The organism is Variovorax sp. 10L421 (assembly GCF_056395365.1).
Map to the genome: position 1 here is coordinate 121884 of NZ_JBFTJJ010000001.1, position 15678 is coordinate 137561.

7 protein-coding genes are annotated in these 15678 nt (G+C 69.2%); 1 reads left to right on the plus strand and 6 read right to left on the minus strand.

The genetic code is table 11. The annotated features are described in order from the left end of the window. Positions 1–86 precede the first annotated feature (86 nt). From AC1DFC_RS00605 to AC1DFC_RS00620, 4 genes are all read right to left on the minus strand, one after another. Positions 87–3488, minus strand: a complete 3402-nt coding sequence (locus tag AC1DFC_RS00605) for an efflux transporter outer membrane subunit (RefSeq protein WP_478178543.1) — start codon at positions 3486–3488, stop codon at positions 87–89. Continuing rightward, positions 3476–4789, minus strand: coding sequence for a hypothetical protein (locus tag AC1DFC_RS00610; RefSeq protein WP_007830433.1), 1314 nt, complete (start codon positions 4787–4789; stop codon positions 3476–3478). The genes AC1DFC_RS00605 and AC1DFC_RS00610 overlap by 13 nt, the downstream gene beginning before the upstream one ends. A 37-nt stretch (positions 4790–4826) precedes the next feature. Continuing rightward, the gene (locus AC1DFC_RS00615; protein WP_478178544.1) at positions 4827–6011 is read right to left on the minus strand and encodes an HlyD family secretion protein; all 1185 of its coding nucleotides are present in this window, start codon (positions 6009–6011) and stop codon (positions 4827–4829) included. 657 nt (positions 6012–6668) lie between these two features. Further along, complete coding sequence (locus tag AC1DFC_RS00620) at positions 6669–12692, minus strand: alpha-2-macroglobulin family protein (protein ID WP_478178545.1); 6024 nt, start codon at positions 12690–12692, stop codon at positions 6669–6671. 196 nt (positions 12693–12888) lie between these two features. Between AC1DFC_RS00620 and opgC the strand changes: the two genes are divergently transcribed. Further along, positions 12889–14031 (plus strand): OpgC domain-containing protein, encoded by a 1143-nt coding sequence (opgC, locus tag AC1DFC_RS00625; protein WP_007830436.1) that lies wholly within the window; start codon positions 12889–12891, stop codon positions 14029–14031. A gap of 106 nt (positions 14032–14137) precedes the next feature. Here opgC and AC1DFC_RS00630 read toward each other — a convergent pair whose 3' ends face one another. Continuing rightward, on the minus strand, positions 14138–14869 hold the full coding sequence (locus tag AC1DFC_RS00630) for an SGNH/GDSL hydrolase family protein (protein ID WP_007830437.1): 732 nt from the start codon (positions 14867–14869) through the stop codon (positions 14138–14140). A gap of 28 nt (positions 14870–14897) precedes the next feature. Next, positions 14898–15647: an anti-sigma factor gene (locus tag AC1DFC_RS00635; protein WP_478178546.1), complete on the minus strand. Its 750-nt coding sequence runs from the start codon at positions 15645–15647 to the stop codon at positions 14898–14900. Positions 15648–15678 lie beyond the last annotated feature (31 nt).

Sequence of the window (15678 nt, forward strand, 5' to 3'; positions counted from 1 at the left end):
CCTGCACTGATCGAGGCGCGAGTGTAGGCCGGTGCGCCTGCCGAAGCTACATGCGTGTGTGTGTCTTCAGCAGGGGCCGGCTCGCTTCAGGTGCTGCTCCACCCCCCACCCAGGGCCTTGTAGAGGTTGACCATGTTCACGGCTTCCTTGAGCTGCAGCTCGATCAGCTGCTGCTGCTCGGAATAGAGCTCGCGCTGCGCATCCTGGCTGGAGAAGTAGTCTTCCAGGCCGCTGCGAAAGCGCGTGCGCGAGATGCGGGCCACGTTTTCCAGCGCCTGCACGCGGGACTGCTGCGCCTGCAGCTGCGGGCGCAGGTGGTCGCTGGCGATCAGCGCATTGGCGGTTTCGCGGAAGGCCACTTGCGCGGCGGATTCGTACGAGGCCATCGCTGCCGCAAGCCGCTCTTCGCTGCCCGTGATGTTGGCCGAGCGGCGTCCCCAGTCGAACAGAGGCAGCGACACGCCGAGCACGCCGGCCCAGCTCCGGCTGCCGCTGCTCAGCAGCGTCGACAGCTCGCCGCTGACGCCGCCGGCGAGGGCCGTCAGCGAGATGGTCGGCAGCATGGCCGCCTTGGCCGCGCCGACGCCCGAGTTCGCAGCCTCGACGCGGGCATAGGCCGCGAGAAGGTCGGGCCGGCGCTGCAGCAGGCTGGACGGCAGGCCCGCCGCCACGGATTCCGTCGACTGTTCGGGCCAGGGGCGCGCGGCGCCGGTGTCCGGCGACACGGGCTGGCCCACCAGCACGTTGAGCCCCTGCAGGTCCTGGGCAACGCGCATGCGGTATTCCTCCTGCCGCACGCGGGCGTTCTGCAGCAGCGACTGCGCGCGGAAGACGTCCAGCTGCGCCGCACCGCCCGCGGCCTTGGCGCGGCCGATCATGTCGGCGTTGGAAGACAGCGAGGCCTCGTTGGCACTGGCCAGGGCGAGCTGGGCGCGGTCGGCGCGCAGCGTGAGATACGCATTGGTCACTTCGCCTACCAGGCTCATGCGGGCTGCGGCGTAGTCCTTGTCGCCGGCCTCGGCGAGGGAGCCGCTTTGCTGGGCGGTGCTCTGCTGGCGGCCGAAGAAGTCGAGCTCGTACGACGTGACGCCGGCCTGCACGTCGAAGCTGTTCGAGATCCGCCCGTCGGACGGCACGTTCCCCACCGGGCTGAGCGAACCCTGTGTCGTGGTCTGGGCGCGCTGTGCATGGCTCGACAGCCCGATCTGCGGGAACAGCGAGGCACGGCTGCCCGCGTAGGCCGCGCGGGCTTCGCGCGCACGGGCCGCATAGACGCGCAGGTCGCGGTTCTGGTTCAGGGCAGTGGCGATCAGGCCGCGCAGTTCATCGTCCCGCACGAAGCTGCGCCAGTCCGCGGGCTCCGATGCCGGCACCGCTTGGCCGGCGGGCCAGCTGGAAGGCACCGCCAGGTCGGGCTGCTTGAGCGGCGGCGTGAGGTTGCAGCCGCTCACCACCAGCAGGAGGCCGGCCGCCAGGACGAGCAGCGACAGCCGCAGGAACAGGCGCACGAAGCCGGCGCCAGGCGCACGGAACCCCGCACTCGCGAGCAGCGCCGAAGCCGCCCCCCACGGGCGCACCTGCACCGCGACGTGGCTCGGCAGCACGTTGAAGACATGGCTCACCAGTTGCTCGCGCTGCGTCTCGGTGCCGGCGAAGCGCAGCTCCGCGCTGGTGCGCCTGCGACCGGCGACGAGCGCGGGCAGCCAGCCCACCGCATCGACGTAGACCTCCAGGGCCTGCCCCACGCGCAAGCGTTTCAGCTGGGCGCCGCCTTCGAGCAGCGCCCCGTCCACGGCGATATTGACGAAGCGCGAATCGCCTTCGCCCGTCGCCGTGCGGACCCGCGTCGCGGCGCGCCAGGGGAAGCGCTCTTCCTGGTCGGGCCGCGGCAGGTCGACGCAGGCGATGAGCGCGCCAAGGCACAGGATGAGCGCGATGCCGGTCCACACCAGATTGAGCTGGTCGCCCGGCGTGAGCGCAGCGCCGCTCATGACGGCCGATGCACCGCCGCCCTGCAGTGCGACGAGCAGCCCGCCGAACACGGCGACCAGCTTCCAGTGCACCACTGTCTTGGAGCGGTCCAGGCCCTTGGCGGTCACCTTGAAGGGGTGGCCGAAGGGCTTCAGCATCGCGGCGAGCAGCGTGCTGGTGACGGCCATCGCCGCCACGAGCTGGCTCACCTCGCTGAACACGGGCAGGCAGCGCCGCTGGCTGATCCAGTAGCTGTAGGCCCAGAACATCACGAGCGGCGGCAACCCGTAGGTTGCGAAGGCCTGCGGCGTCGCGTGGAAGACCGAGACGCCGGCATACCAGTACAACGCCGGCGCCACCATGATCATCGCCATGAACGGCTTGCCCAGCCAGTGCAGGAGTCCGTGCAGGAAATGCAGCCGCGCCGACAGGCTGTAGCCCTTGCCGCGCAAGGGTCCCTGGGGCAGCAGCGCAAGCTGCACCGTGCCGAGGCACCAGCGGCTGCGCTGGTTGATGTAGTCGACGATGCTCTCGGCCGACAGGCCGTGCGAAAGCCGTTCGCCCAGCCAGCGCGTGATGTGGCCATGCCGCAGCAGCAGGTAGGTGGTGTGGATGTCCTCGCAGACGCTGCCGACGGGGAAGCCGCCCGCGGCCGTGATCAGGTCGCGTCGCACGATGAACGAGGTGCCCACGCAGAAGGCCGAGTCCACGGCATCCTTCGCGGGCTGCAGCACGTCGAAGAACACGCGCTGCTCGTCGACCCAGCTGTTGGTGGCGCGCAGGTTGTGCTGGATAGGGTCGGCGTTGTAGTAGAACTGCGGCGTCTGCACCAGGCCCACCTTGGGATCGTCGAACAGGCCCAGCATGCGGTAGGCGATCTGGCGCTGCGGCGCGAAGTCCGCGTCGAGCACCAGGATGAACGGCGCGTTGGTCACCTCCGCCGACAGGCGCAGGCCGTTGTTGAGGTTGCCGGCCTTGGCGTGGTTGTTGTCGGGCCGCCGCGCGTAGTGCACGCCCCGGCGCTCGCAGTAGTCGCGCAGCCAGTCGCGGCGGGTGTCGTCCAGCACCCAGACCTTCAGTTGCGGGTAGTCGATGGCCTGGGCGGCGATGATGGTTTTCTCGAGCACGTCCAGCTCCTCGTTGTACGTGCAGATGAACACGTCCAGTGCCGGCACCTGCTCGCCGCGTCCGCGCAGCGCGGCCTCGCCGCGATCGGCCAGCCCGTGGTTGTCGCGCCGCCGCAGCAGCATGTGGATGGACATCAGCGTGTAGACGATGGCCGTCAGCTCGAAGACCAGGAAGACCCAGGCGAACAGGGTCTCGAAGCCGAGGTCCGAGGGCGGCATGGTCGCCACCACGCGCCAGACGGCGTAGCGCATCAGCAGCAGGGCGGTGAGTGCCCCGAACAACGCGCGGTGGCCGATGCGCTCGACGCGGCCCCACGTCATCAGGAGAAGCGCGAGCCCCGCCACGAGGGCATTGAGCTGGAACTCCGGCGTGGCGATCAGGTGGGACATGATGGATTGGCTCCGGTTGCGGCGGTCTTGCCGGTGAATGGGTTGAAGCCGGTGGCGGCCAATGCGATCCACGCAGTGGCGCCCAGGTGCGGCCAGTGGTAGTAGAAGAAGTCGGCGCCCGCCGAGTCGGGCCCGATGGCCAGCCCCGTGGAGATGCGGGGAGCGGGGGTGGCGTAGTACAGGCCGTTGTCGGCGCGTTGCGACGCCAGCAGGCGCCACAGCGCTTCGGGCGCCGCGCCCTTGCGGGCCACCAGCGTGGCGGCGACCTGCGCGCTGCCTTCGGTCCAGATGCCGTCGGGGCTGCGCGAGAAGCCGTAGCCTTCGCCGAAGCGATGGTTCTTCTCCACCCATTCGAGCCCCCGCATCCAGCCGCAGGAACGGTCGGTAGCCGCCAGCAGCGGCCAGAGCTGGGCATCGAGCCCGGAGCCTTCGGTGGCGATGGTGGCGCCGTCTTCCTTGGTGCCGATGTTGAAGCGCTGCTCGGACGGGTTCCACATGCGGGTCACGAAATCGAGCGCGGTGCGCGCCTGCTGGGTCTCGGCCTCGCCTTGCCCGCCGGCGCGCGCCGCCCACGCAGCGACCACCGCGATATCGATGTTGTGCTCGGTCGACTTCCAGGTCTGGGGGCGCTGCTTGTTGTCCCAGCCGTACCAGCCGCCGTTGTAGCCGTCGGGGGCGTTCCGGGCGCGCGTGCGCTGCTCGATCCAGCCGAGCAGCTTGCGCGCGCTCGCCAGATAGGCTGGCGACGGTTCGGCCTGGTTCAGGTTCAACAGCAGCAGTGCGGCCCATGCCACGTTGCCCGTCGCGGTGCTCACCTGGTAGGCGTCGGCGATCCATTGCTTTTTGCCCGCATCCCAGTAGCCCGGCAGCGCGGCCTTGTCCTCGGTCATCGGCCCGGCGCGATAGGCGTTGCGCACGCGCCCGTCGGCCACGTTCGGGTCGCGCTCGAGCGCGCGGACGATCGCGTCGCCGATGCGCCTGGCCGAGCCCGCGTCGCCGCATGCCAGCAGCGCGATGCCGGCCAGTGCGTTGTCGTAGGTGAAGGCTGCGCCCGCCAGCGCGGGTTCCAGCGGTGGCGTGCCCTGGCCGCCTGCGGCGAGCCTGTAGCTGGCAAGGAAGAGGGGGCCGGACGCAGCGCCCTTCTGGTCTTCGGCCACCGCCCGTCGCAAACCCTCACAGCTTTGCTGTGCGAGCCGCTGCTGCGTGGCACCGGGTTGCTCGGCGAGCGCCGGCGGCGAGGCCAGCGCCGCCAGGGCGGCCGCGCAATGCGCCAGGGCCAGGCCGCGGGGGGAAAAACGCATGCTTGTCTTTCGATGCAGGGCAGTTCATTGCCTGTACTCAGGACCTGAGGCTGGCCGAGACCACCTTGCCGGGCGCGCACAGGTTGCTCTCGCCGGCGGACTGCGCCTTCGGCGGCTCGTTGCTGTCGATGCGCGCCACGGCGTAGATGGAGCCCTGCTCGGCAAAGGGGAAGGGCACGCTGTAGGTGCTCTGCAGCGCGTCCGATGCCACCGGCAGCAATTGCTCCACGCGCGCCGGCACCGATGCGACGGCCTGGCCGACCTTCACGTCAAGCACCGAACCGATGCTCAGCCGCTTGGCCAGCCGGGCCGGAAACACCGCCACCACGCCCAGCCGGCTGCAATCGGTGACGCGCACCAGCGACTGTCCCGCCGTGACGTACGCGCCTTCGGGCGCCAGCACGGTGTGGACCTGTCCCGGCTGGCTGGCCTTGATCTCGTAGGAGGACAGTTTCTCCACCCGCTGGCGCTCTTCTTCCTCGAGCGCCGCCACCTGCTTGAGTTGCTGGAGGATGGCGGTGCCGTCCTGCCGGGCACGGTCGACACTGTTGCGCAGCACGCCGCGCCGGCTCTCCAGCGTCTGGAACAGGCTGTTGCCGCCTGTTCCCACGAAGGCGCCCTGTCCGGCGCTCGCCACCGTCTGGGCCTGCCCGGCGAAGGCCTGTGCCGCCACCGCGGCGTTGGCACGTGCCGTGTTCAGCTGGGCCTCCGACGCGTTCATCACCTGCTCGCTGATCGCCCCCTGTTCCAGCAGCGCCTGGTTGGTGCGGACCTTGTTCTCCTGCTCCTCCACCACGCTCTGCGCCACGTCGCGCTGGCGCTGGGCGATCTGCCAGGCCTCCCAGGCCTGGGCCAGCGAGGCCTCGCGATGGACATTGGCCTCATGGCCGACGAACTTCATTTCCTGGCTGTCGGCCTTGAACTGGTTGCCCAGCTGCGCAAGCTGGCTCTGCAGCGCGAGGTGCTGCGATCTCAGGGTGGTCAGTAATTCCTGGCTGACGGTCGGATTGCGTACCGTGGCCACGACGGTGCCGGCTTCGACCGCATCGCGCGTGTGGACCACCATCCGGGTGACCACGCCGTTGATCGGCGAGGTGATCAGCCCTACCGGCGCCTGCAACACGGCCCGGGTGGCCTGCGAGGACAGCAGCGGCTGGATCAGCGTCTCGACCATCAGCCACAGCACGAACGCGAGCAGCCCGTAGCCCGCGAGCTTGGGCACGAAAGCGCCCCGCTGCCGGTGGCGGCCGGACGAGCCGGAAGGTCGGCGTGCCGAGGCGCGGGCATTGCGCCTTAGGGCGCGGGAAGGACGGAACGAACCGGTTTTCGAGACATGCATACCAACCTCTCGTGGCGACGGCGCACGCCGGAACGTCGGCGTACATCCATGGGATTGAAGAGACTGCCCGCGGCCCTCACGTGGCATGCTGCAGTGCAATATAAAGGTAGGGCAAAACCCGGATTTGGGCTGCTTCGAGGCGAAACAAAGTGTGCAAACTTCACATTTCAACCACAGCGCGAGTCAGGCCAAAGTCCTACAAAGGCGTCGGATTGCGCGCCGTTGACGATCAAAAGGCGCACAGGCATGCCGGCCGAGGCGGGGCCGGGCTTCTCAAGGGAATGCGCGGGGTGGCGGCGCCTAAAGACGCCGATGGGCGGCCCTTGCTCTTCCGCCATGCGGGATGGCGGGAGGCGAACCGGCGGGGTATTCAGTAACGATGCTGACCGCGGCCGCACAACCTGGCCAGGTTGCGCCGCTCGCCGATCCCCCCGCGCTGCGCTCGCCCGCGGCCGGGGCGAAACAGCCGGATGCGCCGCGGGGTGCGGAGCCGGCCGGGTCGACGAGGTAAGGAAGCCGGAGAAGAAGCGCGGTGGGCCGCTATTTCGCCGCTTCCACCTTCACCCGCGCATTCGGCGTCTCGCCGAACATCTCGGGCGCGTACATCGCCTCGACGCGGCTCGGGGGCAATGCGAAGTCGCCGACGTTGTTCAGGCGCACCGTGTATTCCATCTTCACGACGCCCTTGGGCAGGTACTCGTAGTAGCTGCGGAAGGCCTCGAAGCTGCGCTCCTCGAATGCCGGCCAGCCGGAGCCGCTCTTCTTCTCGCCCTGCGTGGCGATCTGCGAATCGCGACCCAGGCCGCTGCCGAGGATGGTGGCGCCGCCGGGGATCGGGTCGCTGATGACGACCCAGGTCATGTCGGTGCTGGCGTTGACCTCGATGCTCACGCGCAGCACGTCGCCGCGCGTGTACTTGCCGGCCACGGCTTGCTCGACCGGGGTGATGGTCTTCTTGAGCGCATAGCCGGCCGCGAACGGCGCCTTCAGCTGCACGGCCGCGATCGACTGCAGCGTGAGCCACGGCTTGCCGGTGCCCTGTTGCGTGACCAGCAGCGTGTCGCGCACGGGTGCACCCGACGGCGATGCAGCCCACGGCAGGAACATCGTGTTGTTCTTCAGGTTGCCCGGCGAGGCGGGCGCGCCGAAGAAGGTGGTCTGGTTGGGCGCGCCGGTGGCGTCGCTGGTCTTCACGCGCTCGACCTTGCTCCAGTCGACCTGCGCCTTCACCGCGCCGAGCGTGGCGGCGGTGACGCCGGCCACCGGGGTGCTCTCGAACACCTTGCTGAATTTCTCCAGCGCCAGCCCGCCCCACAGGTTGGCGGTGGTGGTGTGCCAGGCGCCGTTCTGCTGGCGGCCGATGAAGCCGTTGGCGAGCTTGCCGATGTCGTCCTTCCAGGCCGGGTCGTCCATCACGCTGAGCAGCAGGCGGGCGGTGTTGACGTCGCCGTTGGTCATCAGCCACCACCAGTAGTCGTCCTGCTCGGTGCTGAAGATCAGCTTGGTGCCCTGGTACGACAGGCGCGCCTTCAGCACGTTGTTGGCTTCGTCCAGGCGCTGCTGTCGCTGCGGCACGTCGTTCACGCGCTTGAGGATGTTGAGCCAGTCGACCACCGCGCCGGTGGGCCACTGGTTCGGCGCGATGGTGATGCTGCCGACCATGCTTCCCTTGGCCTTGCCGTAGCGCGAGAGCGCTTCGAGCGCGGCGAGCTTGCGCACGTCCAGGTCCTTGCGCGGGCTCCAGAACTCGCGCGTGATGCGGCCTTCGACGAACGCGATCAGGCCCGACTCCATCGGCGCGCGCACGTCGTCGGCGAGCGCAAAGGCGGGGTTGAGCTGCGCGGCCTCGTTCGTCGCCGCGAGCAGGTACGAGGTGAGGATGTCGCTGCCGCGGTTGGCCTCGCCGTCGCGCGGCGGGAAGTAGTTGACCAAGCCGTCGCTGTCGAGGTACGTCGGCAGCTGGGCCAGCACGCTCTGCCACATCTTCGCGTCGCGCAGGCCGACCGACTTGCTGGTCTTCTGCTCGAGGCAAATGAAGGGGTAGTTCGCGAACCAGTCGCGCACGCCCGGCAGGCCCTCGGCCAGCTTGGGCTGCAGAGACAGCTTGAGGCCGCCGCGGCCGGGGAGGGCGTCGGCGGGCGGTGCCACGTCGAGCGTGAAGGGGCCATCGAGCTGCACCAGCGTGGCCTGCTGCACCGTGAGCGGCACCGACGGGATGATGCGCTGGCGCACCTTGAGCGCGTCGCGCGCGCCGCCGATGGTGTCCTTGGCCTCGATTTCCCACAGGATGGCTTCGGCGCGCGTCTGCGCGAGCTGCGCGGGCGCGGTCACGGTCCAGGCCACCTCGCGTGCTTCGCCGGCCGGGATGTCCACGGTCTGCGTCTCCAGCGTGAGCAGGGTGGCGCGCGGCGTGGCCTCGACCTTCATCGGCTTCTGCGTGGTGTTGCGCAAGGTGATCTGCGCGCGGAACTGGTCGTCCTCGCGCACCAGCGGCGGCAGGCCGCTGATGATCTGCAAATCCTGCGTGGCCTGGATGCTGGCCTGGCCGGTGCCGAACAGGCTGGCGCCCGAATCGGCCACGGCCACGATCTTGAAGGTGGTGAGCGCATCGTTCAGCGGCACCGTCACCACGGCCTGGCCATTGGCGTCGAGCACCACCTTCGGGTTCCACACGAGCAGGGTGTCGAGCAGTTCGCGCGTCTGGCCCTTGCCGCCGCCGCCGCCCGCTGGCACGGCCTTGCGCCCGTAGTGGCGCCGGCCGACGATTTCCATCTGCGCGGTGGAGGTGCTCACGCCCCAGCTGCGCCGCTGCAGCATGGCGTTGAGCAGGTTCCAGCTGTCGTTGGGCATCAGCTCCAGCAGGGCCTGGTCGACCGCGGCCAGCGCCACTTCGGCACCTGCCGCCGGCTTGCCGTCGGGCAGCTTGGCGCTGATGGTGACCTGCGCCTTGCTGCGTATCGGGTAGCTGGGCTTGTCGCTGGTGACGGTCACGTCGAGCTGGTGGGCGCGCGTGCCGACGCGAATCTCGGCCATGCCGAGGCGGTAGGCGGGCTTGCTCAGGTCGACCATGGCGGTCGGCGCCACGTATTCCTTGCCTTCGTACCAGAAGGCCGTCCACCACTCGCGCGGCGACTTGAAGCCCCAGGTGAAGAAGCTGTACCACGGCACTTCGCGCAGGCGGCCGCGCAGGGCGAGCACGCTCACGTAGGCGTTGGGCCCCCATTCGGGCTTGACCTGCAGGGTGACGGTCGGGTCCTTGCCGTCGAGCTGCACCACGTGCGTCTCGATGATGCCTTCGCGTTCCACTGCGACCAGCGCGGTCGCGAAGCGGAACGGGCTGCGCACCTGGAACTTGGCGACTTCGCCGGGCTGGTAGCTCTTCTTCTCGGGCAGCACGTCGATGCGGTCGTTGTCCTCGCCGCCGAACCAGAGTTCGCCCTGCTTGGTCACGTAGACCGAGCTCACCGCCTTGGCGTCGCGGCCTTCGCCGTCGGTGGCGCTGGCGATGAGTTCGACCTCGCCGGCTTCCTTCAGCTCGGATTCGCACAGCAGCAGGCCGCGCGCGTCGCTCTTGCCGCTGCAGACGGTGCCGATGTCCTTGGTCTCGGTCTTGTTGTCGTAGGTGTAGAAGCCGCCCACCATGCGCTTGCGGCTGGTGGTGGTGATGCGCGCCACGGCGCGCACGTTGAGCGTCACGTTGGCCTGAGGCTTGCCCGAGAGGTCGAGCGCGAGCGCCTGGAACTTCAGCTTCTGCGCAGTGGAAACCCAGCCCTCGGTCTTGATGCCGGCGATGACGGAGGCCGGCCACAGCGTCTGCGTGCTGCGGATGGTCTGCACCTCGCCGTTCGGGTCGGCGTAGGTGGCCTCCAGCAGCAGCTCGCGTGCGGCCTTGACCTTCGGCACCTTGTCGATCGTGACCTTGCCGGCGCCGTCCTTGTTCAGCGTGAGGGGCAGCTTGTCTGCGATCACGCGGGTGTCGTTCACGCTGTTGAGGTCTTCCTCGCCCGAGCCGGCCTCGGCCGCGGCGCTGACTGCGGTGGCGGCCTCGCTGCCGTCCCCCTGCGCTGCGCGCGGCGGGTTGAAGCTGAAGGCGTCGTAGTCGGAGAAGCTCAAGCTCTTGCCGCGCACCATGGCCGACACGCGCACCGGCAGGTTGGCGGCGCCGCCGCCGGCCACGTAGTTGATCTGCACGTCGGTGGGCACGCTGGTGGCGGCCACCAGCGGCTTCTTGTCGGTGGGCGCGATGCGGCCTTCGAGCACGGGCAGGCGGAACTCCTCGACGCGGAACATGCCGGTGGAGAAGCTGCGGCCGTAGCCTTCGTCGCCATCGCTTTCGCCCTCGCCGTTGGCGTCCTTGCCGCCGCCGGTGCGCAGCATCACCTCGTACACGCCGAGCTTGGCGGCCGGCGGAATGGGGAATGTGTTCTCCGCGCTCAGGCCGCCGGTGGCGGTCTTGCGCCATTTCAGCGGCTGCGTGAAGCGCTGGCCACTGCCCACGTGGGTGATGACCAGCGTGTCGGGCCGGTTCTCGGGCAGGCCGAAGCCCTTGCTGGTCTGCGTGCGGATCAGGCTCTTCATCGACACCGTCTCGCCGGCGCGCAGCAGCGTGCGGTCGAAGATCGTGTGGGCGACGCGGTCGGCCTCGGCCTGCATGCTGGTCGGCACGTTGAAGCGCCAGGGCTCGATGCCGCGCTGCCAGTCGCTCCAGGTGAAGGCGAGATCTTCCACGCCCTTGTCGTCCTTGGCGCGGGCGCTGACGAACCAGGCCGCCGTGTCGTATTCGTTCGGACCGTTGCACGACGGCGCCTGCGGCGAGATGCCATTGAGCATGACGACGCCGTTGGCATCGGTGGTGCCGGTGGCCACGGCCTTGCCGTCGCAGCCCGACACACGCACATCGGCGCCGGCCACGACCTTGCCCTTGTCCAGCGTGGTGACCCAGGCCATCGAGTTCTCGCGGCCCAGCTTGAAGTGCACCGCCAGGTTGGTGGCCAGCGCGGTGGTGCGCACGTACATCGTGCGCCCGGCGTTGTAGCGCTCGTCGAGCAGCGCCTCACCCAGCTTCTGCGAGGCGATTTCGAGCACGTGGAAGCCCGGCGTCAGCGGGATGCCGATGACCTCGAAGGGGCGCGGATCGCCGCTGTCCGACTTGGGCATGTCCAGCGCCTTCACGCCCGACTGGCCCGCCAGCAGCGACAGCATGCGGGTCTGCAGCGTGGTGCGGTCGTCCTTGTCGATGACCGGGGGCAGCGGGCCCTTCACGTCCTTGCGGGCCTGTTCGCGCGAGATGGTGAAGCTGTCGTAGCGGCGCACCTTGCGGAACCACGCGATGATTTCCGCGTCGGTCTTCGGGTTCATGTCGCTCACCTTGCCGGGCGTGAGGGCATTCACCATCAGCTTCGGCTCCACGCGGCGCACGGTGACCGGCATCATGGCCGGGGTGTCGGGCTCGGCCAGGCGCTCGACCACGCCGAAGGGCGAGGCGGCGAACTTGGCCAGCGGCGGCATCGCGCCGGTCGCCACCTTCAGCGGAAAGCTGCCGGGCGAGGCCAGCGGGCGGCCCGAGGCGTCCTCGAACTTCGAGGGCAGCTCGATGCTGAACTGCGCGCTCTCGGCCAGCGGCGGGCCGAAGTACACGCCGTTGACCACGTCATCGTCGCTCTGCGTGCTGCCTTCGATCTGGGCCTTGACGGTCTCACCCTTGCCCTTGAGCTCGATCTGCGAAGCCAGTTTGCGCGTGACCGGCGCGTTGAAGGTCAGCTGCATCGGGCGCAGCGGCAGGCAGCCGGCCTGCGCGTTCTCGCGCTCGCAGGTGAACGACACGGCGAAGGGCTCGCGCACCTGGAAGTCGAAGCGGCGTTCCACGTTGTTGGGCACGCCCGAGGGCGTGGCCACGCCCTTGCCATAGACGATCTGCACCTTCGCACCGGGCGTCAGCGTGCGGTTGCATTGCATCGTGACGAAGCGCAGCGGGTCTTTCTCTGCCGCCTTGTCGCGGCCGAAGGCCTTGAGCAGGCCGGCGCGCTGATCGCCATCGAGCAGCTTGACCGGAATGCGCTCGCCCACGCCGTCGGCCGCGCACCAGACGTTCTGGCGCACGCTGTCGAGCGTGGCCGCGCCGTTGAGCTCCAGCATGAACATCTGCTGCTCGTCGATGCGGCTGTAGCTGCCCGGCATGTAGTTGCGCACGAACGGGCCGCCGGTGTTGAACTGGTAGCGCTCGGGTCCGGTGAGTTCGCCGGACGCGGGCTTGAAGGTGGGAATGCGGGTGACCGTGCAGCGCACGCCGGGCGGCAGGTCGTTCTCGAAGTCGTAGACCCAGGCCTTGGCGTCGGTCCAGCGGCCGGTACCCTTGGCGGCCTGCGCGTCGGTGCAACTCACCGCAAGCGGGGCAGGGGCCTTGGGGTCGCCGAAGTTGACGGCCGCCTGGTCGAACTTGGCGACGACCTGGCGCACGCGGGCGACTTCGCCTTGCGGCGTGAGGCTGGTTATCTGGAGGGCAAAGCCCGGGGCGGCCGCGAGGACACCGCCAGCCAGGAGCAATGTTGGAAAGAAACGATTCACTTTTTTGTATCTCCACCTGAAGGCAGCGCGCAGCGTATCCGATTTGCGCGACGGTTCGGGAGTGCCAACAGTCATAGGCCGTTGGCTTGATCGCCGGGCGCGGCGGGCCTTACGCGGGCTTTACGCCGGTCTTCTTACAATCGGGGCCGTCGTGCGTGCGCCGCGCGGACCGCCACCAAGACCTCGCCGCCGACCGATGAAACGCTACTGGGAAATAGACGCCTTGCGCGGGCTGATGCTCGTGCTGATGACCGTCACCCATCTGCCCACCCGCTTGACCGATCCGCTGGGCCAGCCCTTCGGTTTCGTCTCGGCCGCCGAGGGCTTCGTGCTGCTGTCGGCCTTCGTGGCCGGGCTGGTGTACAGCCGCATCGGCTACCTGCGCGGCGTCGACTCGATGCGCCAGGCCTTCTGGCGGCGCGTGGTGAAGGTCTACCTGTGCCAGGCGGCGATCCTGCTGTTCCTGTTCACGGTGATCGCGGCGGTGGGGCTGCACATCGACCAGCCAGCCGTGAAGAACCTGGTGTCGTACTACCTGGCGGAGCCGCGCGACGGCTTCCTGTTCGGGCTGCTGCTGATCTACGAGCCGGCGCTGCTCGACATCCTGCCGATGTACATCTTCTTCATGCTCATGAGTCCCTGGGTGCTGGCCTTTGCCATGCGCCACGGCTGGACGGGGGTGATGGTGGCGAGCGCGACCGTGTGGGCGGCGGCGCAGTTCGGGGTCAGCGAATGGATCTATGCATTGGCTGTGCGCTACCTGGACGTGCCGGTGCCGTTCCATGAGATGGGCGCGTTCAACACCTATGCGTGGCAGTTCCTGTGGTTCGCGGGTCTGTGCATCGGCGCCACGCGCAGCGGGCCGGAAGCCCGGCCCCTGCGTTTTCCGTGGTGGCTGCTGATGCTTGCGGCGGGCATTGCGCTCTACGGGGTCTACTGGCGCCACACCGGCATCAACGGCCAGGCGCCGTTCGGCGGCGACGTCGAGCTGAACCTGCTGTTCGACAAATGGCAACTCGGCCCGCTGCGGCTGGTGAACCTCGTGGCGCTGTGCATCCTGGCAGTGCGCTTCGGGCCGTGGCTGATGCGCCGCATTCCGCGGCTGCGCTGGCTGGAGGCGATGGGTTCCGCCTCGCTGCCGGTGTTCTGCGCGCACCTCGTGGCGGTGCTGCTGGTGCTGGCCTTCTACGGCGACAACCAGATGGCGCGGCCGTGGTGGGGCGACGGCCTGCTGCTGCTGGCGGTGCTCTCGGGGATGTACTTCGTGGCCCGCTTCACGCGCGGGGCTGATGTGCCGCCGCCGGCGGACGACATGCCGTCGGAGACCGCGCCCGCCTGAGGTCTTTTCCTGGAACACCGTGGAACCGGCTTTACCGGGCCACTGGTGTTGCCCCCGGTAGGGGGAAGGCGCGCGCGACACGAAGTGCGCGAAGCCTGGGGGCGAGTCAAGGATTCGGCAGGTGCGGCGCAATGATCGAATGCCACAACCGGTAGCCTTCGTCCGTCATGTGCAGCCTGTCGCCCCGGAACAGCTCCGCGCGCGGGCGCCCGTCGGCGCCCAGCATCGGCGTGTAGACGTCGATGAACTCGCTGTTGGGCAGCAGGTTCAGGTAGGCCGAGATCACGTGGTTGGTCTCGCGGATCTGCGGCATCAGCTGCTCGCGCGACGGGCTGGGCTTGACCGAGATGAAGCTGATGCGCGTGTCGGGCAGCTCTGCGCGCACCGCGTTGGCGAAGCGCGCGAAGCTGTCGAGCACCTGCAGCGGGGTGCGGCCTTCGGCCAGGTCGTTGTCGCCCGCATAGACCATCACCTGGCGCGGCTTGTAGCGCACCACGAGGTCGCGTGCGAACAAGCTGCAGTCGGCCAGCGTCGAGCCGCCGAAGCCGCGGTTGACCACGCCGCCGGGCACGCGCGCGAAGTCCTGCGAGAGGCGGGTCCACATGCGCACCGTGGAGCTGCCGACGAACACCACGCCGCCGGGCGCCGGAAAACGCTCCTGGTCGGCGCGCGCGAAGGCCGCGAGCTCGTTGTGCCAGCGCTCCTTGGCGGCGAGGTAGTCGCGCGCGGACGCGGCCTCGGCGGCGGCGGTCTCCGATTCCTGGGGAAAGAAGGCGGACTGGGCATGCGAGGCGAGTGCCGCAGTCAGCAGCGCGACCGCGGCCAGCGCGGTTTTCATCGAAGGCATCGGAAGGGCAGCAAACAGGTCAGATGGTTTTTTCAATGAGGGCGCCGTGGAAGAGCACCGGGCCGGTCGGGCCGCCCTCGCTGGGCACGCCGCCCTTCGGTTCGAGACTGATCGCCAGGGCCGGCACGCGCACGTCGGATTCTGACGCAGCCAGCCGCAGCGCGGGCGCCTTGTCGAGCACGCCCAACGAACGCGGCGCGCCGCCCGGGGGCAGGGCCCAGAGCTGCAGCGACTTGTCGTTGCCTTCGTCGAAGCCACCCACGCGCTGCAGCACCAGCTGCTTCTTCTTCGGATCGAAGGTGACGAGCATCGAGGGCGCGGCCTTGTCGTCGTTCAGCACGGCCACGTACTGCACCGCCGGGGCGTTCTGCAGCTGGTCGCGCAGGTTCAGCCCGACCACCACGGCCAGCACCGTGGCCAGTGCGCCGGCGGCCGTGGCGCCGCGCCACAGCGCGAGGCTGCGCTGCCAGCCGCCTTGCGGCTGCGGCTTGCCGGCGGCGGCATTGCGCTGGCGTTCGATGGCGAGCGCGGACTGCTCGGCGTCGATCGTGTTGCGGATGCGGGTCCATACGGCCGGGTCGGGCACGACCGGGGACTGCATTTCGGTCATGCCCGCGAGCCGGCTCTGCCAGACCAGCGCGGCGGCGCGTACCGGCGCCTGTTCGCGGGCCAGGGTCTCGAAGCGGCGGCGGGCGCCACCGCGCAGCGTGCCGAGCGCGTGGTTCGCGGCCAGCAGTTCGAGCAGCTCGGGGTGTGCGAGGAGATTCATGGGAGGGCCGCCTTCTTCTTCGCCATCGCTC

What these genes read in the sequence shown, in the direction of transcription:
- AC1DFC_RS00605 (WP_478178543.1), bottom strand. Translation starts at nt 3,488, where the DNA reads ATGTCCCACCTGATCGCCACGCCGGAGTTCCAGCTCAATGCCCTCGTG.
- AC1DFC_RS00610 (WP_007830433.1), bottom strand. Translation starts at nt 4,789, where the DNA reads ATGCGTTTTTCCCCCCGCGGCCTGGCCCTGGCGCATTGCGCGGCCGCC.
- opgC (WP_007830436.1), top strand. Translation starts at nt 12,889, where the DNA reads ATGAAACGCTACTGGGAAATAGACGCCTTGCGCGGGCTGATGCTCGTG.
- AC1DFC_RS00630 (WP_007830437.1), bottom strand. Translation starts at nt 14,869, where the DNA reads ATGAAAACCGCGCTGGCCGCGGTCGCGCTGCTGACTGCGGCACTCGCC.
- AC1DFC_RS00635 (WP_478178546.1), bottom strand. Translation starts at nt 15,647, where the DNA reads ATGAATCTCCTCGCACACCCCGAGCTGCTCGAACTGCTGGCCGCGAAC.